The sequence below is a fragment of the Mycolicibacterium helvum genome, assembly GCF_010731895.1.
In the GTDB taxonomy this organism is placed as follows: Bacteria; Actinomycetota; Actinomycetes; order Mycobacteriales; family Mycobacteriaceae; genus Mycobacterium; species Mycobacterium helvum.
Genome location: NZ_AP022596.1, coordinates 2,684,465 through 2,709,855, shown reverse-complemented (window position 1 = coordinate 2,709,855; position 25,391 = coordinate 2,684,465). Strand labels below are relative to the sequence as shown.

The following is a 25,391-nucleotide window of genomic DNA, read 5'->3' as shown; positions in this document are numbered from 1 at the left end:
ATGGCATGGGATTTTTCCACCGAGCCGGAGTTCGAGGAGAAGCTCGAGTGGATCCGGAACTTCGTCCGCGAGGACATCGAACCGCTCGAAGTGATCTTCCCCAGTTGCGAATTCTTGCCGCTCAATGAGGAGCGCCGCCGGATCGTCGACCCGCTCAAGCAGCGGGTCCGTGACCAGGGTCTGTGGGCGCCACACCTCGGGCCTGAGCTGGGCGGGCAGGGTTTCGGCGCGGTCAAGCTCACGCTGATCAACGAAATCCTCGGCCGCGCAACATGGTCATCGATCATCTTCGGCACGCAGGCTCCCGACACCGGTAACGCGGAGATCCTCGCCCGGTTCGGCACGAGTGCGCAGAAGGACCGTTACCTGACCGGCCTGCTGTCCGGCGAGATCTTCTCGACCTTCTCGATGACCGAACCGCAAGGCGGCTCCGATCCGCGGGTGTTCACCACCCGCGCGGTCCGCGACGGTTCAGGAGAAGACGCAGACTGGATCATCAACGGCCGCAAGTACTGGTCGTCCAACGCAACGGTGGCGTCGTTCTTCATCGTCGTAGCGATCACCGATCCCGACGTGCCTGTGCACACGGGGGCGTCGACGTTCCTGGTGCCTGCCGACACCCCCGGGGTGAACATCGAAGCCACACACCACCTGGTTGGCTCGCACCCCCACGACCCCGGCCATTCCCTCGTGCACTACGACAATGTCCGGGTGCCCGCATCGGCGATGCTGGGCGGGGAGGGGCAGGGCTTCCACGTCGCGCAGTCCCGGTTGGCCGGCGGCCGCCTGCACCACGCGATGCGCTCGATCGGGGTGGCGCAGCGCGCCATCGACATGATGGCCCGGCGCGCGAAAAGTCGCTTCACCCAGGGCAGTCTGCTTGCCGACAAGCAGCTGATCCAGGAGTTCGTCGCCGACTCCTTCGTCGAGCTGACCCAGTTCCGCCTGATGGTGTTGCACGCCGCCTGGCTCGTCGATACCGCAGGCGAACGTGCCGCGCGCGAGGAGATCGCGGCCTGCAAGATCCAAACCTCGAACGTACTCAAGTCCATCGGCCTGCGCGCGATCCAGGTGCACGGCGGCCTCGGGCTGACCGACCAGATGCCGCTGACCAGTGCGCTGCTCGGTGGGATCACGCTGGGCCTGGCCGACGGGCCCACGGAGGCACACAAGGTCAACCTCGCCCGTCAGATCCTCAAAGAGTACGAGGCCGAAGATCCGGTCTGGCCCAGCGAGTTCTTGACCAACCGCATCGAGCGGGCCCGCGAAAAGTACGGACACCTGATCGATCGCATTCCCGCGCTACCTGTTTCGCCGTGACCAGCCGGGCCGCGGCCGCCGTGGATCGGGCGCTCGACGATCGCCAGCGGGAGGCCACCGAAGAGGTGGAACGCATCCTGTCGGCTGCTATCACGGTGATGCAGCGAGTCTCCCCCGACGCCCCGCGGGTCAGCGACATCGTCGCCGCGGCCGGGGTGTCCAACAAGGCGTTCTACCGCTATTTCGCCGGCAAGGACGACCTGATGCTGGCTGTCATGGAACGCGGTGTAGGTCTTGTGGTCTCGTACCTCGAGCACCAGATGGAAAAGGAGAACACGCCGGAAGGCAAGATCACCCGCTGGATCAGCGGGGCGCTGGCCCAGGTGGCCGACCCCGAACTGATTGGCATGAGCAGGGCGCTGGTCGGGCAGATGTCGGATTCGGACAAGCGGCGACTCGGCGAGGAGGAGACCATGGCCGCCATGCGCGAGCTGCTGGTCGAGCCGATCCGCGATCTGGGCAGTGCCGATCCCCAGCGTGATGCCGACGCGGTGTTCGTGTGTACCGTCGGCACGATGCGCCGCTACGTGGACTCCACCGACCAACCGGGTCGCAAGGACATCAGCCACCTCGTCGGGTTCTGCCTGCGCGGGCTCGGCGCGCCGAAAGGAGAGCGCTGATGCGCGCCGTCGTCTGCCGCGAATACGGCACCCCAGAGGACCTCGTCGTGGATGAACTGCCCGACCCCACCCCGGGTCCCGGGCAGGTGGTGGTCAAGGTGCGCGCCGCCGCGGTCAACTATCCCGATGTGCTGCTCATCGCAGGCAAGTATCAGATCAAGGTGCCACCCCCGTTCAGCCCGGGCAGTGAGCTGGCCGGTGACGTGCTGTCCGTGGGTGAAGGGGTCGACCTTCGCCCCGGCGACCGGGTTTCGGCCACCACATTTGTCGGTGGTTTCGCCGAGCAGGCACTGGTGGACGCCCGCGGTCTCACGCACATTCCCGACGGCGCCGACTATGCCGACGCCGCCGCGTTCGGGGTCACCAACCGGACCGCCTACTACACGCTGCGCACGGTCGCACCGGTCACGCCCGGCGACTGGGTCGTGGTGCTCGGCGCCGGCGGCGGGGTGGGCCTGGCCGCCGTCGACATCGCGGTCTTGATGGGCGCCAGGGTGATTGCCGTGGCGTCGGGTGCCGAGAAGCTCGAAGTGTGCCGTCAGCGCGGGGCGCACGCCGTCGTCAACTACGACACAGAGGACCTGAAAACCCGGCTCAAGGAGATCACCGGGGACAGTGGCGCGCAGATCGTGGTGGACCCCGTCGGCGGACCCTACTCCGAGCCGGCGCTGCGCAGCCTGGGCCGCGGCGGAAAGTTCGTCACGCTCGGCTATGCGGCCGGCTCAATACCGGCGATTCCGTTGAACCTGGTGTTGTTGAAGGGAATCACCGTGCAAGGCATGGAGATCCGGACCTTCGCGACCGATTACCCCGACGAGATCGGTCGCGACGACGCCGAGCTGGCGCAGCTGTTCGCCGACGGACGGCTCCGCCCCTACCTCGGTGCGCGGTTCCCGCTGGAGCAGGCGGCCACCGCACTGCGTTACGTCGCCGATCGCAAAGCGATCGGCAAGGTCGTCATCGACGTCGGCTAGGGCGTGATGATGTTGAAGCTCGGATTGGGTTGATCCAGCGCACCGAGCAGCGTCTGAAGCGCCTGGGCGTCACCGGTGGTCTCCATGCCCGGTGAGGTGAAATCACCTGCTGCGACGGCCAATAGCCGCAGCTTGCTGACGAACCGGATGGTGGCCGTCGCCGTCGACTCGTCGGCGTCACACTCGCGGTAGACCAGCACACCGTTGCGCAGGGTGAGCCGGTAATTGGTCCCGAGGTCAGCGAAGGTGATATCGAGTGCGATGTCGAGATCCCAGGCCCGCGGGCCATTTACGCTGATCGCCAACACGTCGAACATCTGCTCCGGGGTGAGCTGAGCGAGCAGCGTCGTCGGCGACACCTGGGTGGGCGTACCGAAGTTACCGTCGCGCAACTCAGTGGAACCGGAGAGGAAGAAGTTACGCCACGTCGCGCACTCGGCGCCGTACGCCATCTGCTCCAGAGTGTCCGCGTAGAGTTCGCGGGCGTCGGCATGGTTTTCGTCTGTGAAGATGACGTGGTCCAGTAGTGTTGCTGCCCAACGATAATCACCGGAATCGGCGGCATTCCTCGCCAGTTCGACCACCCGGTCGGCGCCGCCCATCGCCTCGACGTAGCGGGGGCCGATCGCTTCCGGCGGATGCGCCCACAACCGCGCGGGATTGCCATCGAACCAGCCCATGTAGCGCTGGTAGACGGCTTTGACGTTGTGGCTGACCGAACCGTAGTAGCCGTGGGCATGCCACGCCTTGTGCAACGCGGGCGGCATCTGGAAGCTCTCGGCGATCTCGATGCCGGTGAAGCCCTGGTTGAGCTGGCGCAGAGTCTGGTCGTGCAGATAGGCGTAGAGATCACGTTGCAGGGAAAGGAAACCGACGATGTTGTCCTGTCCCCACGTCGGCCAGTGATGAGAGGCGAACACCACGTCGGTGCGGTCGGCGAAGGTGTCAATGGCCTCGGTCAGATACCCAGCCCAGCCGTGCGGGTCGCGGACCAGGGCCCCGCGCAGCGTCAGTAGATTGTGCAGGTTGTGCGTCGCGTTCTCGGCCATGCACAGGGCGCGGAATTGCGGGAAATAGAAATGCATTTCGGCGGGCGCCTCGGTGCCCGGGGCCATCTGAAACTCGATCTCGATACCGTCGATGGTGTGCGTCTCGCCGGTGGTGGTGATGTCGACGGTGGGCACGATGATCGCGACCTCACCGGTCGACGGGGTCTGGCCCAACCCGCAGCCGACCTGCCCCTGCGGCCCACGGTCCAGGACCGCTCCGTACATGTAACCGGCCCGGCGCGCCATCGCGGTACCTGCGTAGACGTTCTCCTGAACCGCGTGCTCGGTGAACCCCTCGGGCGCCAAGATGGCGACCTTGCCCGCGTCGACGTCGGCCTGCGTGGTCACCCCGAGAACACCGCCGAAGTGGTCGACGTGGGAGTGGGTATAAATGACGGCGACGACGGGCCGATCACCGCGATGCGCGCGGTAAAGCGCCAGAGCGGCGGCCGCGGTTTCGGTGGAGACCAGCGGGTCGATGACGACAATGCCGGTGTCGCCCTCGATGAAGCTGATGTTGGACAGGTCCAGTCCGCGCACCTGGTAGATACCTTCGACCACTTCGTAGAGGCCCTGCTTGGCGGCCAGCGTGCTCTGTCGCCACAGACTTGGATGGACCGACGTCGGTGCGTCACCGCCCAAGAACCCGTAGGCGTCGTTGTCCCACACCACCCGTCCATCGGCGGCTTTGACCACGCACGGCGTCAAGGCGGCGATGAAACCACGGTCGGCGTCAGCGAAATCAGCGGTGTCCTCGAACGGCAGGGACGTCAGGTGCTCGGCGTGCGCGGCCTCGATGACGGGGCTCGGCGGCTTGTGTTCCATAGCCACAATCCTCGCCTAGAGCGACGGGCTCAGGTCCAGAATCCGTTGAGCGGCTCAGCGTACTTGTCGTTGTTGGTCATCGTCGGCAACCCGAGGGCATCCTCGATGGTGCGCAGCGTGCTGTAGTGGTCGTAATGGTCGGTGACGACGAACGCGCCGCCTTTCATCCCGCCGTCACTGACCGCCAGCGGCGATGGGATCACCACTGTGACGACGTGATTGCCCTCATTACCGAAGCCCAGCGTGATGTTGTTGTTGTCCTCGTCGAAGGTGACGATCAGCACCGACTTCGTGGTCTGCCAGACCTCCGAGTTCATGATCGTCGGCACGTTCTCCTGCAAGAACTGGTCAAGCGCGGAGACGTTGTACTGATGGCGCGGGTCGACCTGCGAGAACGCGAAGTGTGCCACCCCCGCCAGGGTGTTGACCGGGCCCTCGCCGTTGGAATTCTCGTCGGCGGCGAACCACACGAAGTCCGGTGTGGTGGCGTTCGACTGGAGGTCGACGGCCATCTGGGTGAGCGGGAACATGTGCGCGGCCGCGTAGGCCTGGTTGTCGCCGATTCCGGCGAAGGCCGGCCAGGGGGTCTGGTCCGTCGAATAGTTCCCGGTCGACAACAGTGGCTGCCCGGGCGTCATGCCCTGCGCGTACGCCGCCCACGTCTTACCCGCGTTGTCGATGGTGAAGGCGAGGTTGTTCGGATCGTTGATGCACACCGACTCGCAGTTATAGGTTTTGCCGAATACCTGTCCCCCGGCGATCGCGTAATAGTTCGGCAGGCTGGGATGGGTCACGGCGTAGTAGTTGTCAGCGAACCCGTACGCGTTGATCAAGCTGTTGGTGAACGGCGCGTTGGGGCTTCCGACAATGTCGCTGTAGCCCTTGTTCTCCATATACACCAGGAACACATGGTCGAGCTGCCCAACATTGGACGCCGGCGGCTGCGGTGCGGGTGGCGCCGACTGGGCGGTGCCGATGCTGAACGACAGGTTGTCGGCGTACGCATTGTTGTATCTGGCGGTGAAACCGATCACGACCGGATTCAGGTCGTGCATGGTGAGGGTCACGACGGCGCTGCGCGTGCCTACCGGCACGGTCCCGGTGGAGGTGCGCTGACGGAATCCGGTCTGCCCCCAGCGATCCAGATTAGAGACCGGCCCGATCGTGGAACTTCCGAGGTAGAGCTGATTCTGGTCCAGGAACGTGACTTTCACCGTCGCGTAGGACGGGTCCAGGAGGTAACCGCCCAGGTAACCGCTGAGGTTGAACGGCACCCCGCCGCTGTCGATCGCGGCACTGGAAGCACCCAGGTCCACCGTCTGGGAGAGCGACGAGGTGGCCACGTCACCGCCGCCGAAGAACTGGTTGCCGCCATTGGGCGGCGCGGCTTTGACGCCGGGGAATGACACGATTGCCGGGAGATTGGGCCATGCGAAGCTGAGACCGACCGGCCACGCGTTGCGGAGTTCACCGTACTGGACGACTGTCGGTGTACCGGTCGCCGTCCAGCCAGGCACGCTCACTGCGCTGTTCCCGTATCCGGCTGCGTCGCCGAGTTCGGCACCAGGATTCGTCAGAAGGTTGGGGCCCGTGGTCGGGGTGGTGGTCACCACACCAGAGACGGGCCCGGCGGGCCGACCGCGCCCGATCCGCTGCAACTCACTGCCCACCAACTCCAGCACAGCGGTCAACGTTTGCAAAGCCCTATCGGGGGTGGGGAGCTTCGCCGCGCCAGAAAGGACCGGTGCGCCACTGCGCATGGGCTTGGCTGCCGTCAAATTCGCTTTCGGCGCAGCCACTTTCGACGCAGTGCGGGTGGTGCGGTCGGGCGCGCGGGCCGGCCCGCCGGCGTGCGGCCCCGCAGTTGCGCCAGACGCCGCTGACGGCGAATCCGAAGGTTGGGCGGCGGCGATACACGGCATGCTCGCGATCGCCGAACCTACCCCGAGCGCCACCGCCAGTGCCCCGAGCCGACCGATGCGTGCTGCGTTCCCCATGACCCGTACTCCCGCCAGCTGATACACCAGATGGTACGAAGCACGGGCCTTCTTGGGAGGGAATTGGACAGGTCAGTTCGGAACAGTCAGGTCGTATACCTCGGTGCCGCCCACATCGGTTGCGGTGAAGTGCTGTTGCACCCACTTGGTGATCTGAGTGCCCGCACCCGAGTCGCCGCCGGGCCCATGGTGGCCGCCACCGGGGCCGTCGCTCACGATGAAGTAGTGGACCTGTCCCGCGGCCACGTAGGACTGGAATTGCTCCAGTGTCGGCGAGTTGTCGCCACCACCGAAGCCACCGATCGACATGACCGAGGCGCCAGTACTCAACTCCAGCGGGCTCGCACTCATGGACCCGATAGTCGCTGCGGCCCAACGATTATCGGCCTGGGTGAGCATCGTCTTGAGTTCGGCATTATCGGATGCCCGTTGTCCACCAGGGCCACCGGGGCCGCCGAAGCCCATACCGCTATCGGAGCGGGGCGGGCCCGAGGTCGGAATCGAGCCGCTGTGGCTGGTCGCCACGGTCTCCACCGTGTAGGCAGCGCTAGCGCCGAGACCGATGAGCAGACCCGCCGCGGCCAGCACAACCGTCCAACGACCGAGGCGATGTCCGCCGGCCAGCAACACCGCGGCGACCACGATCGAGCCGGCCAGCACCGCCCATCGCAGCCAGGGCAGCCACTCGGGAGTGCGATCGAGCAGGATGAAGTTCCACACGCCGGTGCCCATGAGCATGGCCGCCAGCACTATCCGAGACGCCACAAACTGCTTGCCACGCCACAGTTCTCGAACGCTGATGGCGATCACCGCGGCGATCGCCGGTGCCAGGGCAATCGTGTAGTAGGGGTGCATGATCCCCTTCATGAAGCTGAGCACCACCGCGGTGACCAGCAACCAGCCTCCCCACAGCAGCAGCGCCGCGCGGGTGTGGTCGGTGCGTGGCGCCCGCCGGGTGAACCACAGTCCTGCCACCAGCCCGATCAAGGCGGCGGGCAGCAGCCAAGAGATCTCAGTGCCCATCGAGGCGTCGAACATCCGGGTGATGCCAGTCGACCCGCCAAACATCCCGCCACCCGGGCCGGGGCCCTCGCTGGGGCCCCCGCCGGAACTGCCGCCCGGGTTGCCGTCGCCGCCGAACACCCGGCCCAGGCCGTTGTAGCCAAGAGTCAGCTGCAACAGGCTGTTATTGGTGGAGCCGCCGATGTAGGGCCGAGAGTCGCTGGGCCACAAACTCACCAAGGCCAGGTACCAGCCGGCCGAGACCACGATCGCAACCAGGCCGACCGCGAGGTCACGCAGCCGCTGCCACACGCTTCCCGGAATGGCGACCAGCACCACCAGGGCAAGTGCGGGCGTGACCAGCAGGGCCTGCAGGAGTTTGGCCAGGAACGCGAATCCGATTGCGACACCGGCCAGGGCGATCCAGCGGGTGGTGGCCTTGCCGTCCAGCGCACGGATCACGCAGTAGCCGGCGACCACCATGAGCAGCACCAGCAGTGCGTCCGGGTTGTTGAAGCGAAACATCAACGCCGCCACCGGAGTCAGCGCCAGCGCCGCGCCGGCCAGCAGGCCTGCCCCGTAACCGCTGACACGGCGCACCGCGCCGTATACCAGCGCCACGGAGGCCACACCCATCAAGGCTTCGGGCACCAGCATCGACAGTGTGCCGAACCCGAAGAGCCGTCCGGACAGCGCCATCACCCACAACGCGGCGGGCGGCTTGTCCACCGTGATCGCGTTGCCGGCGTCGATCGAACCGAACAGCAGCGCTTTCCAGCTCTGCGTGCCGGCCTGCACAGCGGCCGCGTAGTAATCGTTGGCCCACCCGGCGGCACTCAAACCCCACAGGTAGAGCGCCGCGGTCACGGCGAGCAGTGCGAACAGCGCCGGCCGCACCCATCGCGGCCGCGCAGACTCTGGCGCCTCCTGCGGCTGCGCCGATACCGGCGTTTCTGCGTGTTCAACGAGCACAGTCATTACTTGGCTCCAACAGTCTGGCCGGTGCGACGGGGGTGGAACACCCAGCCGCGCAGCAGCACGAAGCGGACGACGGTGGCCATCAAGTTGGCCGCGATCAGCACCAGCAGTTCGATGACGCGGTGCGGCTCGCCAAGCAGGTGCAACAGAGCCAGTGCACCGCTGGTCAGGGCAAGTCCGATACCGAAGACGACGAACCCCTCGAACTGATGCCGCGCGACGCCGGCACGGCCACGGACCCCGAAGGTGAACCGCCGGTTGGCCGCGGTGTTGGCGATCGCGGTCACCAGCAGGGCGACCAGGTTCGCGCCCTGCGGTCCGATCGGACGCAACAGCAGGAACAGCACCAGATAGGCCAGGGTGGATGCGATGCCGATAGCCGCGAATCGCACGCCCTGATTCAGCAGCGACTTCGGTGCCCCGGCCTGATTGCCGAACTGGGCGCCGATCGCCTGGACCGGGATCTGGCCGGTACCGAAACCTTTGAGCAAACGAGCGATTCCCTTCAAGTCGGCGACTGCGGTGGCCACGATGTCCACCCGGCTATCCGGATCGTCGACCCAGTCAACGGGAACCTCGTGGATCCGCAGGCCGCTGCGTTCGGCCAGCACCAGCAGCTCGGTGTCGAAGAACCAGCCGGTGTCCTCGACGTGGGGCAGCAGCTCGGCAGCGACGTCGGCGCGGATCGCCTTGAATCCGCACTGGGCATCGCTGAACTTCGCGGACAACGTCGAGCGCAGGATCAGGTTGTAGCAACGCGAGATGATCTCCCGCTTCGCCCCACGCACGACCCGGGAACCGCGGCCCAACCGAGTGCCGATCGCGAGGTCGGAATGCCCGGACACCAGCGGGGCCACCAGCGGTGACAGCGCCGCCAGGTCGGTCGACAGGTCGACGTCCATGTAGGCCAGCACCGGCGCATCCGAGGTCGACCACACCGCGTGCAGCGCCCGCCCCCGGCCCTTCTGCTCGAGGCGCACCGAGCGCACCTCGGGCAGTTCGTCGGCCAGCTTGGCGGCGACCGCTGGGGTGGCGTCGATGCTGGCGTTGTCGGCGATGGTGATCCGGAACGAGAACGGAAAGTCCTCGCTCAGGTGGCGGTACAGCCGGTGAATCGAGTCGGCCAGCGCGACCTCCTCGTTGTAGACCGGCACCACGACGTCGAGCACGGGCACGCCGCGGTCGGAAGCGATCAGGGCTGCGTTGCGTCGGCGTGCCACGCGGACGTCGGTGATGGTCATATTTAGATCGTCTACGGTGGCGGTGGGCGGGGAATTTGTGTTTGCTATGTGGCCGCTGTGAATCCTTGCGACAGGTCGTAGACGGTCACGCCGTCTACCTCGCGAGGGGTGAAATTCGCGCTGACCCAGCGTTGGATCTGCTCGGCGGCGTCGCTGCCAGAGCGGTTACCGAACCCGAATCCAGGCATGCCGCTCTCCACGAACCAGTGGATACGCCGCTGCGCGACATAGGACTGGAACTGCTCGAGGGTAGGGGCGGGGTCGGTGCCGTTGAAGCCGCCGACAGCCATCACCGGCAAGCCCGTGGCCAGCTGATATCCGGCAGCGTTACTCGATCCGACGGCGGCAGCAACCCAGGTGTATTCGTCGGCGTCTCGGCGCAACGCCGCCGTCAGCTCGATGCCGGGCTTGGGCGCGTCGAACAATCCGCCCGGCGGTCCGCCGCTCCCCCCCGAGGGGCCGACGGACGGGATGGCGCCACTGTGCGGTGCGGCGACGGTGGCCAGTGAGAAGGCGACCGGCCCGGCCAGCGCGGCGACGAGGGCCAGCACGCCCACCGCAGTGCCCACCCGCCGGGGCAGACGCCCCACCACCAACAGAAGGAGCGAGCTGGCTATCGCGATGACCACAACAGATACTCGAAGCCAAGGCAGCCACTGCGAATTCCGTTGCAGCAGAATATAGGCCAGAACCGCGGTGATCACGACGATCCCGGAAAGCGTGGTGGCAGCCCGGACATCACCGCGACGCCGCCACAGCAGAGTCGTGCCGATCGCCAGACCGGCGCCGACTGCGGGGGCCAGTGCAACGGAGTAGTACGCATGCAGGATGCCGTTGGCGAAACTGAACACCACCGCGGTGACGACCAGCCACCCGCCCCACAGCAGCAGCGCCGCACGGGTGAGGTCGGTGCGCGGTGCCCGCCGGGTGATCACCAGGCCGGCGATGATCGCAAAGACCGCGGCGGGTACCAGCCACGCGATATACGTGCCCATTTCAGGGCCGAACAGCCGCGTCCAGCCGGCGTCATGATTGAGGTTGCCCAGCCCCCCGGTCTCCTCGCCGGTGAGCCGACCCAGACCGTTGTAGCCCAGCGCCAATTCCAGAATTGAGTTGTGCTGCGAACCGCCGATGTAGGGCCGCGCATCGGCCGGCCACAGCGCGACCAAGAGCAGATACCAGCCGGCCGACACGACCAAGGCGCCGACCGCGGCGGCGAGCCGTACCAATCGGCTCCTGATGGGTACGTCGGCGGCGAACAGGAACACGACGGCAAGGGCGGGCAGCACCAAGAACGCCTGGAGCATCTTGGCCAAGAAGCCGACTCCAACCGCGGCACCGGCCAGCGGCAGCCACCACCAAGCCGCGTTGCGGTCCAGCGCGCGCTGCGTGAAGTAGGCGGCGACAACGAGCGAAAGCACCAGTAGTGCATCGGGATTGTTGAACCGGAACATCAGCGCCGCCGCCGGAGTCAATGCCAGAACCGCACCGGCGAACAAGCCCGCCCACGGCCCGCTGACCCGTCGCACCGCGACGTACAACACCGCCACCGCAGCCACCCCGGCCAGCGCCTGCGGCAGCAGGATGCTCCATGGATTGACACCGAACAGCCGCGCCGACAACCCCGTCACCCACAGCGCCGCGGGGGTCTTGTCGACGGTGATGGCGTTGGCAGCGTCGCTGGACCCGAACAACCAGGCCGTCCAGCTCTCCGAACCAGCTTGGGCGGCAGCGGAATAGAACGGGTTGGCCCAGCCACTGGCACCGAGGTCCCACACGTAGAGCACGGCCGTCGCGAGCAGTAGAACCGCCAGCCCGCCGTGATGTCGGGCGCGGATCACGATTCGACAGCCCGCGGTAACCGCACTGTGAATTCGGTCCAGCCAGGCACGCTGCGCAGTTCGATGCTGCCGCTATGCGCCCGCACCACCGCCGACGCGATCGCCAGACCCAGTCCGGTGGACCCGCCCTTGCGGGATCGCGACGTATCGCCGCGGGCGAAGCGCTCGAACACCTCCGACTGCAACTCGGCCGGAATGCCCGGACCGTCATCGGACACCCGCAGTACCGCCTCGTCCGGCTCAGCATGCAGCGACAGCGTCACCGATGTCCCGGGCGGAGTGTGAGTGCGAGCGTTGGCCAGCAGGTTGGCCACCACCTGGTGCAACCGGGCATCGTCACCGGTGACGTAGAGCGGATCCGTTGGCACATCCAGGTTCCACTGGTGATCCGGCCCGGCGACGTGAGCGTCGCTGGTGACGTCGGCCGACAGCCGCGACAGGTCGACCGGTTCACGTTCCAGCGGGCGGCCAGAATCCAACCGCGCCAGCAGCAACAGGTCTTCAACGAGTTGCGTCATTCGGACGGCTTCGGACTCCACCCGGCCCATCGCATGCGCGACGTCGTCGGGCACCTGGTCGCGTTTCCGCTGCGCCAGTTCGGTGTAACCGCGGATCGCGGCCAGCGGGGTGCGCAGTTCGTGGCTGGCGTCGGCGACGAACTGGCGCACCCGGCTCTCACTGGCCTGCCGCGTCGACAGTGCAGTCGAGATGTGGTCGAGCATTCGGTTCAGCGCCAGGCCCAGCCGGCCCACCTCGGTATAGGGATTCGCGTCGGGTTCGGAAACCCGAACCGGCAACTGCACTTCACCGCGGTCGAGCGGAAGATTCGCCACCTCGCCCGCGGTCGCCACGACCCGGGTCAGCGGCGCCAGCGCGCGGCGGTTGATCCAGATGCCCACGGTCGTGGCCACCGCCATTGCGACTGCCGTCACCACCCCGAAGATCAGCGCCACCCGCCACAGCGTTGCGTTGACGTTGCCCATGCTCAGCCCGATCACCAGCGTCTCGCCGGTCAACCGACTGCGCACCGCGATCACCCGATAGGCACCCAAATTGTCAAGATTGCGAGTGACGGGGTGGCGCAGTCCGTCGTTCTGCACCAGTTGCGTGAGCGCGCCGGGCGGTACCGCCGCACGCACGCCGCCCGGGCCGAGCACTCCCGCCTCAGCCGCGGATCCGTTGGTGATGACGGCGGCGACCATTCCGATCGGTTGGCCGGGCGCGTCCAGGAACTGTGGGCCGGGCCCCGGCTGCGGCCACGGCGGCCGGTTGTCCCGCATCGACGGCGGCAGCGGAGGCAGGGGTTCGCCGTACATGATGGCCGACCGGTGCGCGGTCTCGCGAAGCTGGTTGTCGACCTCGCCGATCAGGTATTGGTGCAGGGCAAGCACCGTCACGGCGCCGATACCGACGCAGACCGCCGCCAGCAGGCAGACCTGACCGACGAGCAACCGCGCACTCAGCGACCAGGTGCTAGCTCGCAGGCTTGAGAACATAGCCCGCGCCGCGCAAGGTGTGGATCATCGGTTCGCGCCCGCTGTCGATTTTCTTGCGCAGGTAGGAGATGTAGAGCTCGACGATATTGGAGCGACCGCCGAAGTCGTAGCTCCAAACCCGGTCCAGGATTTGAGCTTTCGACAACACCCGCTTGGGATTGCGCATGAGGAACCGGAGCAGCTCGAATTCGGTCGAGGTCAGCGCGACCGGTTCGCCGGCGCGAGTCACCTCGTGGCTGTCCTCATCGAGCACTAGATCACCGACGACAATCTGAGCGCCGCTGTCCTCGGTGGTGACACCCGTGCGGCGCAACAGGGCCCGAAGCCGCAGCACGACCTCCTCGATGGAGAACGGCTTGGTGACATAGTCGTCACCGCCAGCGGTCAGGCCGGCGATACGGTCCTCGATCGCATCCTTTGCGGTCAGCAGGAGCACCGGCAGCTGCGGGTTCTGCTCACGCAGCTTGCGCAGCACGTCCAGCCCGCTCATATCGGGCAGCATGATGTCGAGCACCACCGCGTCCGGGCGTGACCCGCGCGCAGCCGCGATCGCCGACGCACCATCGGCGGCGGTGGCGATGTTCCAGCCCTCGTACCGCAGGGCCATCGACACCATCTCGGCGAGCACGGTCTCGTCGTCGACCACAAGAACTGTGATCGGGTTTCCGTCGGCTCGCCGCATCACCACACGCTCAGCCGCTGAAGAGGTCATGCTCTCCAGTATGGGAACGCCGATGAGGCATTCCTATGGCATACCTATGTGTCCGCTATGAAACCCTGCGCACATGGCGCGCTGATCGCACACACAGCGAGCGCCCAGGTTAGCTCCCCACGGTGGTGACATGAGTGCTGAACAGCAACCGGTGTGGGGTACTCCCACTGAGCGCCCGAAGACCTGGTCAACCCGAACGACGGTGGCTGCCGTCGGTATCGCCGCAGCACTGGCTGCGGTTGGTGGCGTGGTGGTCTACGCCGCTACCGGCGGTAGCGAAGGCCAAGGGAACGCGGGCGGCCCGCCCGGCTGGGGCGGCCCAGGCGGTCCCGGTAGCCCCGGTGGCTTTCAGCGGACCCTGCACGGTCAGAACGTCGTCTCCGACGACGAGGGCGGATTCAGCACCGAGCTGACTCAGACAGGCGACGTCACCGCGGCTTCCGACACCTCCGTCACCGTCCGCAGCCAGGACGGCTTCAGCCAGACCTATGTGATCAACACCGACACCCGCAAACCGCCGCAGCCACTGCAGACCGGTGAACAGGTGTCGGTACGGGCGACCCAGCAGGGCGGCGGCGCGGCAACGGCGACTGCGGTGATGCCGGCCCGATAATCTGTCGGTGAACTTCTTCGAGATCATCGAGACGGTCGGCAAGGCGATCGACGCAGTCGGCGTCGCTGTGATCGCGATCGGCGCGTTGCTCTCAGCGGCGGGCATCCTCCGGCGACTACGCACCGGCGATGCCTACCGGGCGTTTCGCCAGCAGCTTGGCCGCTCGATCCTGCTCGGCCTGGAACTGCTGGTGGCCGCCGACATCATCCGCACGGTAGCCGTCACACCCGACGCACGAAGTGTGGCCGTGCTGGCGGGGATCGTGTTAATCCGCACGTTCCTCAGTTTCTCGCTGGAGCTGGAGATCACGGGGTATTGGCCGTGGCAGAAAAACCGACAGCCGCAAGCCACGCCCGACCCCGCCGAACCGACACCTGAGACCGCCACGCATCCGCAATGATGCTGGTATGGACGAAAAACGGCGGGCCCGGCGGGCACGGATCCTCGACAAGATCCGTAAGACACCACCGGAGGCGCTGAGTCCACCGGACTCCCACGACCAGCCTGAGGTCGCCGCGATGTTGCGAGAGATCGGCATCGCTCTGCTCGAGGTCGAGCAGCCGACTCAGCTGGTATACGCGCGGCTACTGGCGATCGCCGCGCAGTACACCACCCAACCGGTGCGGATCGTCGTGCTACCGACCGTCCTGATGATTCAGGTGGGCACCGTCGGCTACGAGGTGGACACCTCGACGACGTACTCACTGCAGCTGGACATGGCCGGCCGCATTGACGACATCGCGACCCTGGCCTCCGTCGGGGCGATCACCCCCGCCGACGCGATCGGGGCGATCAACCAGGCGCGCAACCTGCGTCCGCGTTTCGGTCCGGTCGCGACGACCATCGGATATGCCGTTACGACAATCGGTTTCGGCATGGTCATCAACCCCACGTGGGCATCGCTGCCGGGATACCTGTTCCTCGGCCTGGTCGTCGGGGCGGTCGCCCAACTGGGCCGACCGTTTCCATCGCTCAGTCCGGTACTGCCCACCTTGGCGGCGACGCTCGTCACCATCCTGGCCACCTGGTTCGTCGCCGACACCGCCAACGACGGGCTGCTGCGGGTGATCGCGCCCGCACTCGTGGCGATGCTGCCCGGGATGGCATTGACCATCGGCGCGATGGAGTTGGCCAGCAATCAGCTGATCGGGGGCACCAGTCGGCTGGTTTACGGCATCGCCCAGCTGGCGCTGCTGGTGTTCGGGGTGGCGCTGGGTGTGCACGTTGCCGGAGAGGTCAAACCACAGGCGGCCTCAGCGCAGATGGGTCCCTGGTCGTTATACGTGGCGATCCTCGTGGTGGCAGTCGGGCTCTACGTCTATCTGTCCGCGCCCCGCGGCTCATTGTTCTGGCTGGCCGCCGCGATCGCTGTCGCGCTGGTTGGGCAGGCGATCGCCGGAAAGTTCGTGGCCGCAGCGTATTCCGGCTTCATCGGCGCATTCCTGACAGTTCCGTTCGCGATGCTGGCCGCGCGGATCAAGACGTCTCCCCCGGCGATCGTGATGATGCTCGCGGCATTCTGGGCGCTGGTCCCTGGTGCCCTGAGCTTCGAGTCGGTGACCCAGGCCGCCACCGGCGGCAACGTCGGTGTGGCCAGCCTCGGGGTCACCGGTGCAGCGATCCTGTCGATCGCGCTGGGCACGGTGGTCGGCTGGAGCGTGTTCCGCACTATCGACAGCCGGTTGCCGTGGCCGAAGGGATTGGCTCAACCAACCGTACGGTAGGTTCACCGGGGTGGACGACCTGAGCGCAGTGAGCGCGTGGATGTCGGAGCAGGGCCTGGGCGACGGCCCACTGGAAAACGCCTCCGAGATCGCCGGTGGCACCCAGAACGTCATGCTTCGCTTTACCCGATCGGGCCGTGAGTACGTATTCCGCCGGGGGCCCCGCCACCTGCGACCGGTGAGCAACAAGGTGATCCTGCGGGAGACCCGCGTGCTGCACGCGCTGGCCGGCACAGACGTCCCGCACCCTCGGCTGATCGCGGTATGCGAGGACACTGCGGTACTCGGCGACGCGGTCTTCTATCTGATGGAACCGGTCGATGGCTTCAACGCCGGTGCCGCACTGCCCGCGCTGCATGCCGGCGACTCTGTTATCCGCCACGAGATGGGCCTGTCGATGGCCGAGTCGGTGGCCAAGCTCGGCGCCGTCGACCATGTCGCGGTCGGCCTGGCTGACTTCGGCAAGCCAGAGGGATTCCTGGAACGCCAAGTGCCGCGGTGGCTTTCCGAGCTAGAGTCCTACAGCGGGTTGGACAACTATTCAGGTCCCGATATCGGCGACGTCGATGCCGTCGCCACCTGGTTGCAACAGAACCAGCCCGCCGAGTGGCAGCCGGGCATCATGCACGGCGACTACCACGCCGCCAACGTCATGTTCTCGCCGACCGGTCCCGAGGTGGTGGCCATCGTCGACTGGGAGATGTGCACCATCGGCGATCCCCTGCTGGACCTCGGCTGGATGCTGGCCACCTGGTTCACGCCCGGCCGCGACTCGGTGTTGACCAACGTCCTGATGGATGCCGGTGGTCTGGCCACCCCGGACGAACTGATCGAGCGCTATGCGCAGAACACCACCCGCGACCTGTCCAACATCGACTGGTACACGGTGATGGCCTGTTTCAAACTCGGCATCATCCTGGAGGGATCGAACGCACGAGCCGCTGCGGGTCTGGCGCCCAAGGAGATTGGCGATCGCCTGCATATCGCGACGGTGCGCTTGTTTGAACGAGCTTTGGCACTGATGGAGGGGCAACGATGATCGATTTCGAGATTCCCAGCGACCTGGCGGCGCAACGCGACGAGATACGCGCGTTCGTCGTCGACAAAATCATTCCCTACGAACGGGATCCACGCGTCACTCGGCACGGTCCCGACGAGGAGCTGCGCACCGAACTCGTCGGACTGGCCCGGGACGCCGGCCTGCTGACCTTTCAGGCGCCGCACCGATTCGGCGGTCGTGAGCCGTCGCACCGCGAGCAGGCCGTGCTGTTCGAGGCCGCCGGCTGGTCAACCCTCGGGCCGGTCGCGCTGAACTGCGCGGCCCCCGACGAGGGCAACATGTTCGTGCTGTCCAAGATCGCCACCGAGGAGCAGGCCGAGAAGTTCCTGGTTCCGGTGATTGACGGCAGGCAGCGGTCGGTGTTCGCGATGACAGAACCCGGCGGAGCCGGATCCGACCCGAATCAGCTTGCCACCGAAGCGGTTTTCGACGGGACCGACTACGTGATCAACGGACGCAAGTGGCTGATCACCGGAGCCAACAAGGCGCGGACCTGGATAATCATGGCGCGGGTGGCGCCGAATTCCCATGGCGCCGACGGCCCGACGCTGTTCCTGTGCGATGGACAGACACCGGGTATCGAGCTCGAGCGTGTGATGGACACGATGGATCGCAACTACGTCGAGGGCCACGGCGTGATCGGTTTCAACAACCTGCGCCTGCCGGCGTCGGCGGTGTTGGGCGAGGTTGGCCAGGCGTTGCGGTACGCCCAATTGCGGCTTACCCCAGCACGGTTGACGCACTGCATGCGGTGGCTGGGTGCGGCGTCACGAGCCCATTCGATCGCGATCGAACATGCCCGCACCCGGACCGGATTCGGTAAGCCGCTCGGCGAGCATCAGGGCGTGGGCTTCATGTTGGCCGACAACGAGATTGCGCTGCAACAGTGCCGGCTCGCTATCTGGTGGGCCTGCTGGGCGTTGGACACCGGCGCCAAGGGCCGCCACGAGAGTTCGATGGTCAAGGCCTACGTGTCCGAGGAACTGTTCAAGGTGGCCGACCGCTGTGTGCAAATCCTCGGCGGTATGGGCATTTCTGACGAAACACCGGTCGGCATGATCTTTTCCGATATGCGCGCGTTCCGCATTTACGACGGCCCGACCGAGGTGCACAAGTATGCGATCGCCCGCCAGGTCCTGAGGAACCCATCATGAGTGTGCTCGATTCATTCCGCCTCGACGGCAAGGTCGTGATCGTCACCGGCGCATCCTCGGGCCTGGGGGTGTCATTCGCGCAGGCCTTCGCCGAGGCGGGCGCGAATCTGGTGCTCGGCGCCCGGCGGGTGGAGCAACTCGCGAACACCGCGGCCCTCGTCGAACAAGCCGGCCGCAAGGTGCACACCCGAAAGACCGACGTCGCCGACCCCGAGCAATGCCAGCAGCTGGTCGATGCCGCGATCAGTGAATTCGGCCGAGTCGACGTGCTGATCAACAACGCCGGGGTGGGCACCGCCGTACCGGCGACCCGCGAAACCCCCGAAGAGTTCCGTAAGGTCATCGACGTCAACCTCAACGGGTCGTACTGGATGGCGCAGTCCTGCGGGCGGGTGATGCAGCCCGGAAGCTCAATCATCAATATTGCCAGCATTCTTGGCATCACCACCGGCGGTCTGCCACAGGCCGCATACAGCGCTTCCAAAGCCGGGGTGATGGGGCTGACCCGCGATTTAGCTCAACAGTGGGGTTCCCGCAAGGGAATTCGCGTCAATGCGCTGGCGCCGGGCTTCTTCAGGAGCGAGATGACCGACGATTACCAGCCCGGCTATTTGGAACAGCAGCTGCCACGGATCGTGCTGGGCAGACTAGGCGATCCGGCCGAATTGGCCGCTACCGCAATATGGCTGGCGTCTCGGGCGGCGGGTTATGTGACGGGGCAGACAATTGTCGTCGACGGGGGCCTGACCATCACGTAGTGATAACGGTCACACATCCATTCGATCCCTCTCAGCACCTTCACACACTTGCACCATCTCTTTTTAAGAAGTTTCTGGGACTCTCGTGTCATGTGGATCGACCTGTACCTGGCGGCAGCGTTGCTCGTAGCCGTCGCTGCCTGGTTGGTCAGCCCACACTTTCAGTCCGTTGACCCGCCCGGTGACATTGCCCGCGGCTTCTGGTCGGCGGCGGCTGGCGCGCTGTGGCCCCTCATTTTGATTGGAGCAGTTCAGGTCTACTCGGTCCGATTCATCGCGCGACGCCTTCGCCCGGCACACTCCGAGGAGCTGGATTTGGCTCCGCTGGCCGCACTGCACGACGTCAGCTTGCGTTCCTGACCGGACGTCAGGTTTCCCTCGCCGTAAAAGTGCGGCACAATTCTTCTGCCGCTGGCCGACGTCGGCGACTGTTGATGTCCTACGAGGAGGAGATCCGTTCGTGATGGTGCGCGCAAAACTGGCCTCGGCGGGGCTCGCCGCCCTGGCGATGACCGCGATCACGCTCTCTGCCGCTGCGACGGCCTCTGCCGACGACTCAGGCAGCGGCCTGTTGTGGCCGGATACCACCGACCCGTACTACTGGGACGCCAACGAGAACGCCGGTGGCACCGGTCCCGCGCCACTGCCGACCGACGACCTGTATTGGAAAGAGGGCCAGGACGCTGGCGGCACGGGTAATGCTCCCCAGCCGAACGCCCCCGAGTACACCAATGAGGGCGAGAACGCCGGGGCTGTCTAACCCGGTCGGTTACGACGACCAGACCAGCAACGATTCGCTGCGCGAGAGCTCAGCGCGAGCGCGGCGCTCGACCAGTAATGGGATGAACTCGCGAATCGCGCTGTGCTGGAAATGATCGTGCGCGTTGGCCACCACGCGAGCTACGTCGTCACGAGGCAGGTCGGAGTAGGCCGCCGCCAAGCGGTCCACCAGCTGCTCGATCAACATAACTTCACTTACGGTTCCCACTTCATTAACTCTGAGCCATCCGACCAGCCTCGTCAACCGGAAGTTCGTCACGGTGCCGGATCGCTGAGGTAGTGGGCGGGCACAGGGCATGGCCATTCCCCAGACAGCTGGTGCCAGTACCGTTCCCCGAGAATCGGGTTGTTGCTCAGGGCTTAGCGGATTCACCTTCGTCGACAGGCGATATGTGGATTGTTGCGTTACCGCCGTTGCGTTTTGCGTCGAACATCGCATAGTCGGCTCGTTCGACGATTGTCTCGAGCAATGGCACTGGATCGGTTCCGGCAGCGGTGAAATGCGCAATGACGACGCTGGTGACACCGACACTCGCGGTGATCGCATGGTCGCTCGGCGCGGCGATCGCATTCCGGATGCGGTCTGCGCTCCGCTTTGCCTGGCCGGGTCCGGCAAGATCGACGACCACGAATTCCTCACCGCCGGTCCGGGCCACCAATGCGCTGCTGCTCACCACCCGAGTGATCCGTCGAGCACTGCGAATCAGGACCTCGTCACCGACCGTATGGCCGAAGGTGTCGTTGATGTGTTTGAAGCGGTCCAGGTCGATCACCATGACGGCGACTTCGGCATCCGTCGGTGTGACGTCACGCCACAGATCTCCGATGTGCAGGTGGAGGCCGCGCCGGTTGAGCACGCCGGTCAGTGGGTCGATGACCGAGGCGTTCGCTTCGTTGCGCAGGGCCCAGATCCCGAGTTGAATTCCCAGGGGAGTCGCGACAACCGGTGCCACCGACGCGAGTGTCTTCGCCGTGAAGGCGACTTCGTCGAAGTTGTTGAGGATACTGGCGTGCACGGCGAAGGCCGCAGTCGCGAGAAGTATCCACAGGGCATGCACAACAAGCGTTTTCGGACCGTCGAAGAACATCAGGTAAACCGAGATCATCGCGAAGGCGTTGAACCCGAACAATCCCAATAGCCAGCTTGCATCCAACACTGCGACCGCTGCTATCCCGATGTCAGCGGAGATGACGAAGGCGAGCGATGTCCGCCGCGACGGCCACGGTCGATAGCACCACACCCACCCCCAGAAGAGCTGTAGCACGGCGAACATGGCGACAACGCCTCGCGCGGCGGGGGTATGCGCTGAGGGAAGCAGGACTAGCAGCGAGATCACCCCGTTGATCGCGGTACCGACGCCGATGAGCAATTTGATCGGTGCCGAGATTTCCCGCTGGGTGAAGTAATGCACCTGCGCGGCGTAGTCGACCGGCCCGCTCCACCAGTTACGGAGGTGGGGGCCGAAGACGGCGAAACGTCGCGAATATGCCGGCAAGGCGGTGCCCCCGTTAGCAGTTTCCTGCACGCGACCCGTTGTCGGGCCACCCGTCCAGCACCCCGACTAAACGGCGCAGAAATTAGTTTCGAACGAGAATAACCGCTCCACGATAGCGGTGAACACTGTGAGTGCGCCCGAAGGGATTCGAACCCCTAACCTTCTGATCCGTAGTCAGATGCTCTATCCGTTGAGCTACGGGCGCCGTACATCTTCAATTGTTCGTGGCTGACGAATCAGCCGCGGCGGAGGCGAGAGGATTTGAACCTCCGGTCCCCTTTAAGGGGGACAACTCATTAGCAGTGAGTCCCATTCGGCCGCTCTGGCACGCCTCCTGAACTACCTGAGCGTACCGGAGCCTGGTTGATGCCCCGAACCGCCGATGGATGAGAGTACACAGCGTCCACGGCTCGTGGCAAAGCAGCTTCCTTCGGGCAGGAGCGGAGCGGCCCGGGAACGAATTCGGCAGGCCCCTAGACTTGACCGAGTGACCGCCCGCCTGCGCCCCGAACTGGCCGATCTACCGGCCTATACCCCGGGTAAGACCGTGCTGGGTGCCATCAAGCTGGCCAGCAACGAGACCGTGCACGGGCCGCTTCCCAGCGTCCGCGCTGCCATCGCCACGGCCGCCGAGACCATCAACCGCTACCCCGACAACGGCTACGTGGAGCTCAAAGAGCACCTCGCCAAGCACCTGAGCAAGCATCAAGCTTTCGCCCCCGAGCACATCGCCGTGGGCTGCGGGTCGGTCAGCCTGTGTCAACAGCTCATCCAAATCACCTCATCGGTCGGCGACGAGGTGATCTTCGGTTGGCGCAGCTTCGAGATCTATCCCCTGCAGGTGCGGGTCGCCGGCGCCACCGCGGTTCAGGTGCCGCTGCGCGACTACACCTTCGACCTGGACGCCATGCTGGCCGCGATCACCGACCGCACCCGGCTGATCTTCGTCTGCAACCCGAACAACCCGACCTCCACCGTCGTCGACCCCGACGAGCTAGCCCGCTTCGTCGCCGCCGTGCCGTCGGACATCCTCATCGTCATCGACGAGGCCTACGTCGAGTACATCCGCGACGGCATGCTCCCCGACAGCTTGGGCCTGGCCCGCAGCTACCCTAATGTCGTTGTGCTGCGCACTTTTTCCAAGGCATACGGCCTGGCTGGCCTGCGCATCGGCTACGCCGTCGGCGATCCCGACATCATCACCGCCCTGGGCAAGGTCTACGTGCCGTTCACGGCAACCACCGTGTCGCAGGCTGCAGCGATCGCCTCGGTACACGCCGCCGACGAACTACTGGCGCGTACCGACGCTGTCGTCGAGGAACGGCGCCGGGTCTGCGCCGCGCTGAGCGAGCTGGGTTACACCTTCCCGCCGTCGCAGGCCAACTTCGTCTGGCTGCCCCTGTCGCCCGAGCAGACGCCCGACTTCGTCGAGCAGGCCGCCGACGCCCGCGTGCTGGTCCGCCCCTACGGCACCGATGGCGTGCGGGTGACCATCGGCGCGCCGGAGGAGAACGACACCTTCCTGGCGTTCGCCAAGACGTGGATCACGCCCCGCTGACGGGCACCCGGCCGGTGTAGGCGACGAGCCGGTCCAGCTTGGAAGCGTGCGCGGCGACGTCGACCGGGTCGTCGAACCCGGCCCTGACCCTCCCCTCCGGGGTGATGATCCGCTGGGCCAGTGCTGTCACGTACTCGGTCAGCGAGTCCGGAGCGTCGATCGGCTGGTCAATCGCTGATGCGTAATCCCAAGCGTGAACCAGGAATTCGAGCGACAGAATGGCGACCATCAATTGGGCGGGGGCCTCGTTGTCGCCGAACGGAACCGTGCCGTCCAGCCCGCGGCGGTGCCAGGCGTCCAGCGCCGGACGGGCGGCGCCGACGATCTGCCGTTCGACAGAGTCGTCGCGGTTGCGCTCCGGCAGTTCCGCACCGGCCGCCCCGCCCAACACCGTGATCGAGTTCAGCAGGTGATCGGTCAGCCCCGCAATGTCGAACTCACGGCACGGGGTCTGCTTTTTCAAATCATCGGAAGCAATACCGTGGACTACTTGTTGAAGAACCTGCAGCGTCGCCTCGGCACTGGCTAATTCGTCGACAGGCGGCGCGTCCGGTCCTGGGGAGAGTTCGTGAGCCATGCCCCAACCGTACGACTGTGCGCCGACAGAATAGTGTTCGTTGGAGTAGACCGAGAAGGGACGCGCAGCATGGGCAAGATCTATGACAACGTCACCGAGCTGGTCGGCCGTACACCGCTGGTCCGGCTCAACCGCTTGACCGAGGGCCTCGACGCCGAAGTCGCGGTGAAGCTCGAGTTCTACAACCCGGCCAACAGCGTCAAGGACCGGATCGGCGCGGCGATCATCGACGCGGTCGAAGCGTCCGGTGAGCTGAAGCCCGGTGGCACGATCGTCGAGGCCACCAGTGGCAACACCGGCATAGCGCTGGCGATGGTCGGTGCGGCTCGCGGCTACAAGGTGATCCTCACGATGCCGGAGACGATGTCCACGGAGCGCCGGGTGATGCTGCGCGCCTACGGTGCCGAGATCGTGCTGACCCCTGGCTCGGAGGGTATGGCGGGCGCGGTGGATCGGGCTAAGCAGATCATCGCCGAAAGCGACAATGCCGTCTCGGCAAACCAGTTCGCGAACCCCGCGAATCCGGCGATCCACGAAAAGACCACGGCCGAAGAGATCTGGGCGGACACCGAGGGCAAGGTCGACATCTTCGTCGCTGGTATCGGCACCGGCGGAACCCTCACCGGGGTGGGGCACGTGCTGAAGGCGCGCAAACCCGGCGTACAGATCGTCGGAGTCGAACCCAAGGATTCCCCGCTACTTACGGAGGGCACCGCCGGGCCACACAAGATTCAGGGAATCGGGGCCAACTTCGTTCCCGAGGTGCTCGATCGCGATGTCTACGACGAGATCATCGATGTCGAACTCGACGACTCCATTCGGGTTGCCAGGGATCTGGGGACCCAGGAAGGCATTCTGGGCGGGATCTCGTCAGGCGCGATCGTCTGGGCTGCACTGGAACTCGCTAAGCGTCCGGAAAACGCCGGCAAACTCATCGTTGCGGTGGTCTGTGATTATGGCGAGCGCTACATCTCTACCGTGCTCTACGAACACATCCGGGACTGAATTCATGGGGCTGCTGTCGACAGTTCGCGAAGACCTGATCAACGCGCGCGGTCATGACCCAGCTGCGCGCGGCGACCTTGAGAACGCCTTGGTCTACTCCGGCCTCCACGCGATCTGGGCTTATCGGCTGGCGCACCGGCTGTGGCTCAGGCCTTCACTGCGCGGCCCGGCGCGCGTGCTGTCGCAACTGACCCGCTTCTGCACCGGTATCGAAATTCACCCCGGCGCCACCATCGGCCGTCGATTCTTCATCGACCACGGGATGGGCGTGGTGATCGGCGAGACCGCCGAGATCGGCGACGACGTGATGCTGTACCACGGTGTCACCCTCGGCGGCCGCTCCCTGGAGCACGGGAAGCGCCATCCCACCCTCGGAAATCGCGTAGTCGTCGGCGCCGGCGCCAAGGTACTGGGCCCCTTGACTATTGGTGACGATTCGGCCGTCGGCGCCAACGCCGTCGTCACGCACGACGTGCCTGCGGATTCGATCGCAACCGGCATCCCCGCCGTCGTACGTCGCCGCACCGCGAAGCAGCGCGAACAGCTTGTGGATCCGACGACCTATGTCGATCCCGCCATGTACATCTGAGCCGGCACCCTCGAATCCGGCT

General features: G+C 65.7%; 24 protein-coding genes and 2 tRNA genes. 14 read left to right on the top strand and 12 right to left on the bottom strand.

Annotation, left to right across the window (positions count from 1 at the left end; translation table 11 throughout):
- From G6N38_RS12540 to G6N38_RS12530, 3 genes are read left to right on the top strand one after another with little or no spacing between them, the layout of a single operon-like run.
- Positions 1-1,320: an acyl-CoA dehydrogenase family protein gene (locus G6N38_RS12540; RefSeq protein WP_163747816.1), complete on the top strand. Its 1,320-nt coding sequence runs from the start codon at positions 1-3 to the stop codon at positions 1,318-1,320.
- Complete coding sequence (locus G6N38_RS12535; RefSeq protein ID WP_163747815.1) at positions 1,317-1,940, top strand: TetR/AcrR family transcriptional regulator; 624 nt, start codon at positions 1,317-1,319, stop codon at positions 1,938-1,940. Before G6N38_RS12540 ends, G6N38_RS12535 begins: the two co-directional genes overlap by 4 nt.
- Positions 1,940-2,914, top strand: a complete 975-nt coding sequence (locus G6N38_RS12530; RefSeq protein WP_163747814.1) for an NADPH:quinone oxidoreductase family protein — start codon at positions 1,940-1,942, stop codon at positions 2,912-2,914. The genes G6N38_RS12535 and G6N38_RS12530 overlap by 1 nt, the downstream gene beginning before the upstream one ends.
- Here G6N38_RS12530 and G6N38_RS12525 read toward each other — a convergent pair.
- The 7 genes from G6N38_RS12525 to G6N38_RS12495 all read right to left on the bottom strand — a co-directional run bounded on the left by G6N38_RS12525 (position 2,911) and on the right by G6N38_RS12495 (position 14,025).
- Positions 2,911-4,788, bottom strand: a complete 1,878-nt coding sequence (locus G6N38_RS12525; RefSeq protein WP_163747813.1) for an alkyl/aryl-sulfatase — start codon at positions 4,786-4,788, stop codon at positions 2,911-2,913. The genes G6N38_RS12530 and G6N38_RS12525 overlap by 4 nt on opposite strands.
- A 29-nt stretch (positions 4,789-4,817) precedes the next feature.
- Complete coding sequence (locus G6N38_RS12520) at positions 4,818-6,785, bottom strand: alkaline phosphatase family protein (protein ID WP_163747812.1); 1,968 nt, start codon at positions 6,783-6,785, stop codon at positions 4,818-4,820.
- 72 nt (positions 6,786-6,857) lie between these two features.
- Positions 6,858-8,765, bottom strand: a complete 1,908-nt coding sequence (locus tag G6N38_RS12515) for an ArnT family glycosyltransferase (RefSeq protein ID WP_163747811.1) — start codon at positions 8,763-8,765, stop codon at positions 6,858-6,860.
- A complete protein-coding gene (locus tag G6N38_RS12510; RefSeq protein WP_163747810.1) occupies positions 8,765-10,006 on the bottom strand; it encodes a bifunctional glycosyltransferase family 2/GtrA family protein in 1,242 nt (413 codons plus the stop codon). The genes G6N38_RS12515 and G6N38_RS12510 overlap by 1 nt, the downstream gene beginning before the upstream one ends.
- A 44-nt stretch (positions 10,007-10,050) precedes the next feature.
- Positions 10,051-11,847 (bottom strand): glycosyltransferase family 39 protein, encoded by a 1,797-nt coding sequence (locus G6N38_RS12505; protein WP_163747809.1) that lies wholly within the window; start codon positions 11,845-11,847, stop codon positions 10,051-10,053.
- A complete protein-coding gene (locus G6N38_RS12500) occupies positions 11,844-13,343 on the bottom strand; it encodes a sensor histidine kinase (protein WP_163747808.1) in 1,500 nt (499 codons plus the stop codon). The genes G6N38_RS12505 and G6N38_RS12500 overlap by 4 nt, the downstream gene beginning before the upstream one ends.
- Positions 13,321-14,025 (bottom strand): response regulator transcription factor, encoded by a 705-nt coding sequence (locus G6N38_RS12495; protein WP_163751970.1) that lies wholly within the window; start codon positions 14,023-14,025, stop codon positions 13,321-13,323. The genes G6N38_RS12500 and G6N38_RS12495 overlap by 23 nt, the downstream gene beginning before the upstream one ends.
- A gap of 160 nt (positions 14,026-14,185) precedes the next feature.
- On the opposite strand from G6N38_RS12495, the gene G6N38_RS12490 reads away from it, so the two are divergent.
- The 8 genes from G6N38_RS12490 (at position 14,186) to G6N38_RS12455 (ending at position 20,124) form a co-directional block, all read left to right on the top strand.
- Positions 14,186-14,668, top strand: a complete 483-nt coding sequence (locus G6N38_RS12490; RefSeq protein ID WP_163747807.1) for a hypothetical protein — start codon at positions 14,186-14,188, stop codon at positions 14,666-14,668.
- A 7-nt stretch (positions 14,669-14,675) separates the two neighbouring features.
- Positions 14,676-15,068 carry a DUF1622 domain-containing protein gene (locus G6N38_RS12485; protein WP_163747806.1) on the top strand — a complete coding sequence of 131 codons (393 nt, stop codon included), beginning with the start codon at positions 14,676-14,678 and terminating at the stop codon, positions 15,066-15,068.
- Between the two features lie 7 nt (positions 15,069-15,075).
- Positions 15,076-16,392 carry a threonine/serine exporter family protein gene (locus G6N38_RS12480; protein ID WP_163747805.1) on the top strand — a complete coding sequence of 439 codons (1,317 nt, stop codon included), beginning with the start codon at positions 15,076-15,078 and terminating at the stop codon, positions 16,390-16,392.
- Positions 16,393-16,432: 40 nt separating this feature from the next.
- Entirely contained in the window at positions 16,433-17,431 is a 999-nt protein-coding gene (locus tag G6N38_RS12475) for a phosphotransferase family protein (protein WP_246228008.1), read from the top strand.
- Positions 17,428-18,606 carry an acyl-CoA dehydrogenase family protein gene (locus tag G6N38_RS12470; RefSeq protein ID WP_163747803.1) on the top strand — a complete coding sequence of 393 codons (1,179 nt, stop codon included), beginning with the start codon at positions 17,428-17,430 and terminating at the stop codon, positions 18,604-18,606. The genes G6N38_RS12475 and G6N38_RS12470 overlap by 4 nt, the downstream gene beginning before the upstream one ends.
- Positions 18,603-19,364, top strand: a complete 762-nt coding sequence (locus tag G6N38_RS12465) for an SDR family NAD(P)-dependent oxidoreductase (RefSeq protein WP_163747802.1) — start codon at positions 18,603-18,605, stop codon at positions 19,362-19,364. The genes G6N38_RS12470 and G6N38_RS12465 overlap by 4 nt, the downstream gene beginning before the upstream one ends.
- 90 nt (positions 19,365-19,454) lie before the next feature.
- A complete protein-coding gene (locus tag G6N38_RS12460) occupies positions 19,455-19,724 on the top strand; it encodes a hypothetical protein (RefSeq protein ID WP_163747801.1) in 270 nt (89 codons plus the stop codon).
- A gap of 100 nt (positions 19,725-19,824) precedes the next feature.
- Positions 19,825-20,124: a hypothetical protein gene (locus tag G6N38_RS12455; RefSeq protein ID WP_163747800.1), complete on the top strand. Its 300-nt coding sequence runs from the start codon at positions 19,825-19,827 to the stop codon at positions 20,122-20,124.
- Positions 20,125-20,133: 9 nt separating this feature from the next.
- Here G6N38_RS12455 and G6N38_RS12450 read toward each other — a convergent pair whose 3' ends face one another.
- The 4 genes from G6N38_RS12450 to G6N38_RS12435 form a co-directional block, all read right to left on the bottom strand.
- Positions 20,134-20,331, bottom strand: a complete 198-nt coding sequence (locus G6N38_RS12450) for a three-helix bundle dimerization domain-containing protein (protein WP_163747799.1) — start codon at positions 20,329-20,331, stop codon at positions 20,134-20,136.
- A gap of 166 nt (positions 20,332-20,497) precedes the next feature.
- Positions 20,498-21,670 (bottom strand): GGDEF domain-containing protein, encoded by a 1,173-nt coding sequence (locus G6N38_RS12445; RefSeq protein WP_246227887.1) that lies wholly within the window; start codon positions 21,668-21,670, stop codon positions 20,498-20,500.
- Between the two features lie 102 nt (positions 21,671-21,772).
- Positions 21,773-21,845: transfer RNA gene (locus G6N38_RS12440), tRNA-Arg, on the bottom strand.
- A 41-nt stretch (positions 21,846-21,886) separates the two neighbouring features.
- Positions 21,887-21,975 (bottom strand) — tRNA-Ser (locus G6N38_RS12435).
- A gap of 152 nt (positions 21,976-22,127) precedes the next feature.
- On the opposite strand from G6N38_RS12435, the gene hisC reads away from it, so the two are divergent.
- Complete coding sequence (gene hisC / locus G6N38_RS12430; protein ID WP_163747798.1) at positions 22,128-23,198, top strand: histidinol-phosphate transaminase; 1,071 nt, start codon at positions 22,128-22,130, stop codon at positions 23,196-23,198.
- On the opposite strand, the gene G6N38_RS12425 is transcribed toward hisC, so the two are convergent.
- Positions 23,185-23,775, bottom strand: a complete 591-nt coding sequence (locus tag G6N38_RS12425; RefSeq protein ID WP_163747797.1) for a TIGR03086 family metal-binding protein — start codon at positions 23,773-23,775, stop codon at positions 23,185-23,187. The genes hisC and G6N38_RS12425 overlap by 14 nt on opposite strands.
- Before the next feature lie 69 nt (positions 23,776-23,844).
- On the opposite strand from G6N38_RS12425, the gene cysK reads away from it, so the two are divergent.
- Both cysK and epsC read left to right on the top strand, forming a co-directional pair.
- Positions 23,845-24,780: a cysteine synthase A gene (gene cysK, locus G6N38_RS12420; protein WP_163747796.1), complete on the top strand. Its 936-nt coding sequence runs from the start codon at positions 23,845-23,847 to the stop codon at positions 24,778-24,780.
- Between the two features lie 4 nt (positions 24,781-24,784).
- Entirely contained in the window at positions 24,785-25,369 is a 585-nt protein-coding gene (gene epsC / locus G6N38_RS12415) for a serine O-acetyltransferase EpsC (protein ID WP_163747795.1), read from the top strand.
- The last annotated feature ends 22 nt before the right edge of the window (positions 25,370-25,391 follow it).

Excerpts from the sequence above, each read along its gene's own strand:
- epsC (WP_163747795.1), top strand. The coding sequence starts at position 24,785 with ATGGGGCTGCTGTCGACAGTTCGCGAAGACCTGATCAACGCGCGCGGT.
- G6N38_RS12515 (WP_163747811.1), bottom strand. The coding sequence starts at position 8,765 with ATGACTGTGCTCGTTGAACACGCAGAAACGCCGGTATCGGCGCAGCCG.
- G6N38_RS12470 (WP_163747803.1), top strand. The coding sequence starts at position 17,428 with ATGATCGATTTCGAGATTCCCAGCGACCTGGCGGCGCAACGCGACGAG.
- cysK (WP_163747796.1), top strand. The coding sequence starts at position 23,845 with ATGGGCAAGATCTATGACAACGTCACCGAGCTGGTCGGCCGTACACCG.
- G6N38_RS12525 (WP_163747813.1), bottom strand. The coding sequence starts at position 4,788 with ATGGAACACAAGCCGCCGAGCCCCGTCATCGAGGCCGCGCACGCCGAG.
- G6N38_RS12520 (WP_163747812.1), bottom strand. The coding sequence starts at position 6,785 with ATGGGGAACGCAGCACGCATCGGTCGGCTCGGGGCACTGGCGGTGGCG.
- G6N38_RS12540 (WP_163747816.1), top strand. The coding sequence starts at position 1 with ATGGCATGGGATTTTTCCACCGAGCCGGAGTTCGAGGAGAAGCTCGAG.
- G6N38_RS12530 (WP_163747814.1), top strand. The coding sequence starts at position 1,940 with ATGCGCGCCGTCGTCTGCCGCGAATACGGCACCCCAGAGGACCTCGTC.
- G6N38_RS12460 (WP_163747801.1), top strand. The coding sequence starts at position 19,455 with ATGTGGATCGACCTGTACCTGGCGGCAGCGTTGCTCGTAGCCGTCGCT.
- G6N38_RS12480 (WP_163747805.1), top strand. The coding sequence starts at position 15,076 with ATGGACGAAAAACGGCGGGCCCGGCGGGCACGGATCCTCGACAAGATC.
- G6N38_RS12450 (WP_163747799.1), bottom strand. The coding sequence starts at position 20,331 with ATGTTGATCGAGCAGCTGGTGGACCGCTTGGCGGCGGCCTACTCCGAC.
- G6N38_RS12495 (WP_163751970.1), bottom strand. The coding sequence starts at position 14,025 with ATGCGGCGAGCCGACGGAAACCCGATCACAGTTCTTGTGGTCGACGAC.
- G6N38_RS12475 (WP_246228008.1), top strand. The coding sequence starts at position 16,433 with ATGTCGGAGCAGGGCCTGGGCGACGGCCCACTGGAAAACGCCTCCGAG.
- G6N38_RS12510 (WP_163747810.1), bottom strand. The coding sequence starts at position 10,006 with ATGACCATCACCGACGTCCGCGTGGCACGCCGACGCAACGCAGCCCTG.
- G6N38_RS12490 (WP_163747807.1), top strand. The coding sequence starts at position 14,186 with ATGAGTGCTGAACAGCAACCGGTGTGGGGTACTCCCACTGAGCGCCCG.
- G6N38_RS12425 (WP_163747797.1), bottom strand. The coding sequence starts at position 23,775 with ATGGCTCACGAACTCTCCCCAGGACCGGACGCGCCGCCTGTCGACGAA.
- G6N38_RS12465 (WP_163747802.1), top strand. The coding sequence starts at position 18,603 with ATGAGTGTGCTCGATTCATTCCGCCTCGACGGCAAGGTCGTGATCGTC.
- G6N38_RS12500 (WP_163747808.1), bottom strand. The coding sequence starts at position 13,343 with ATGTTCTCAAGCCTGCGAGCTAGCACCTGGTCGCTGAGTGCGCGGTTG.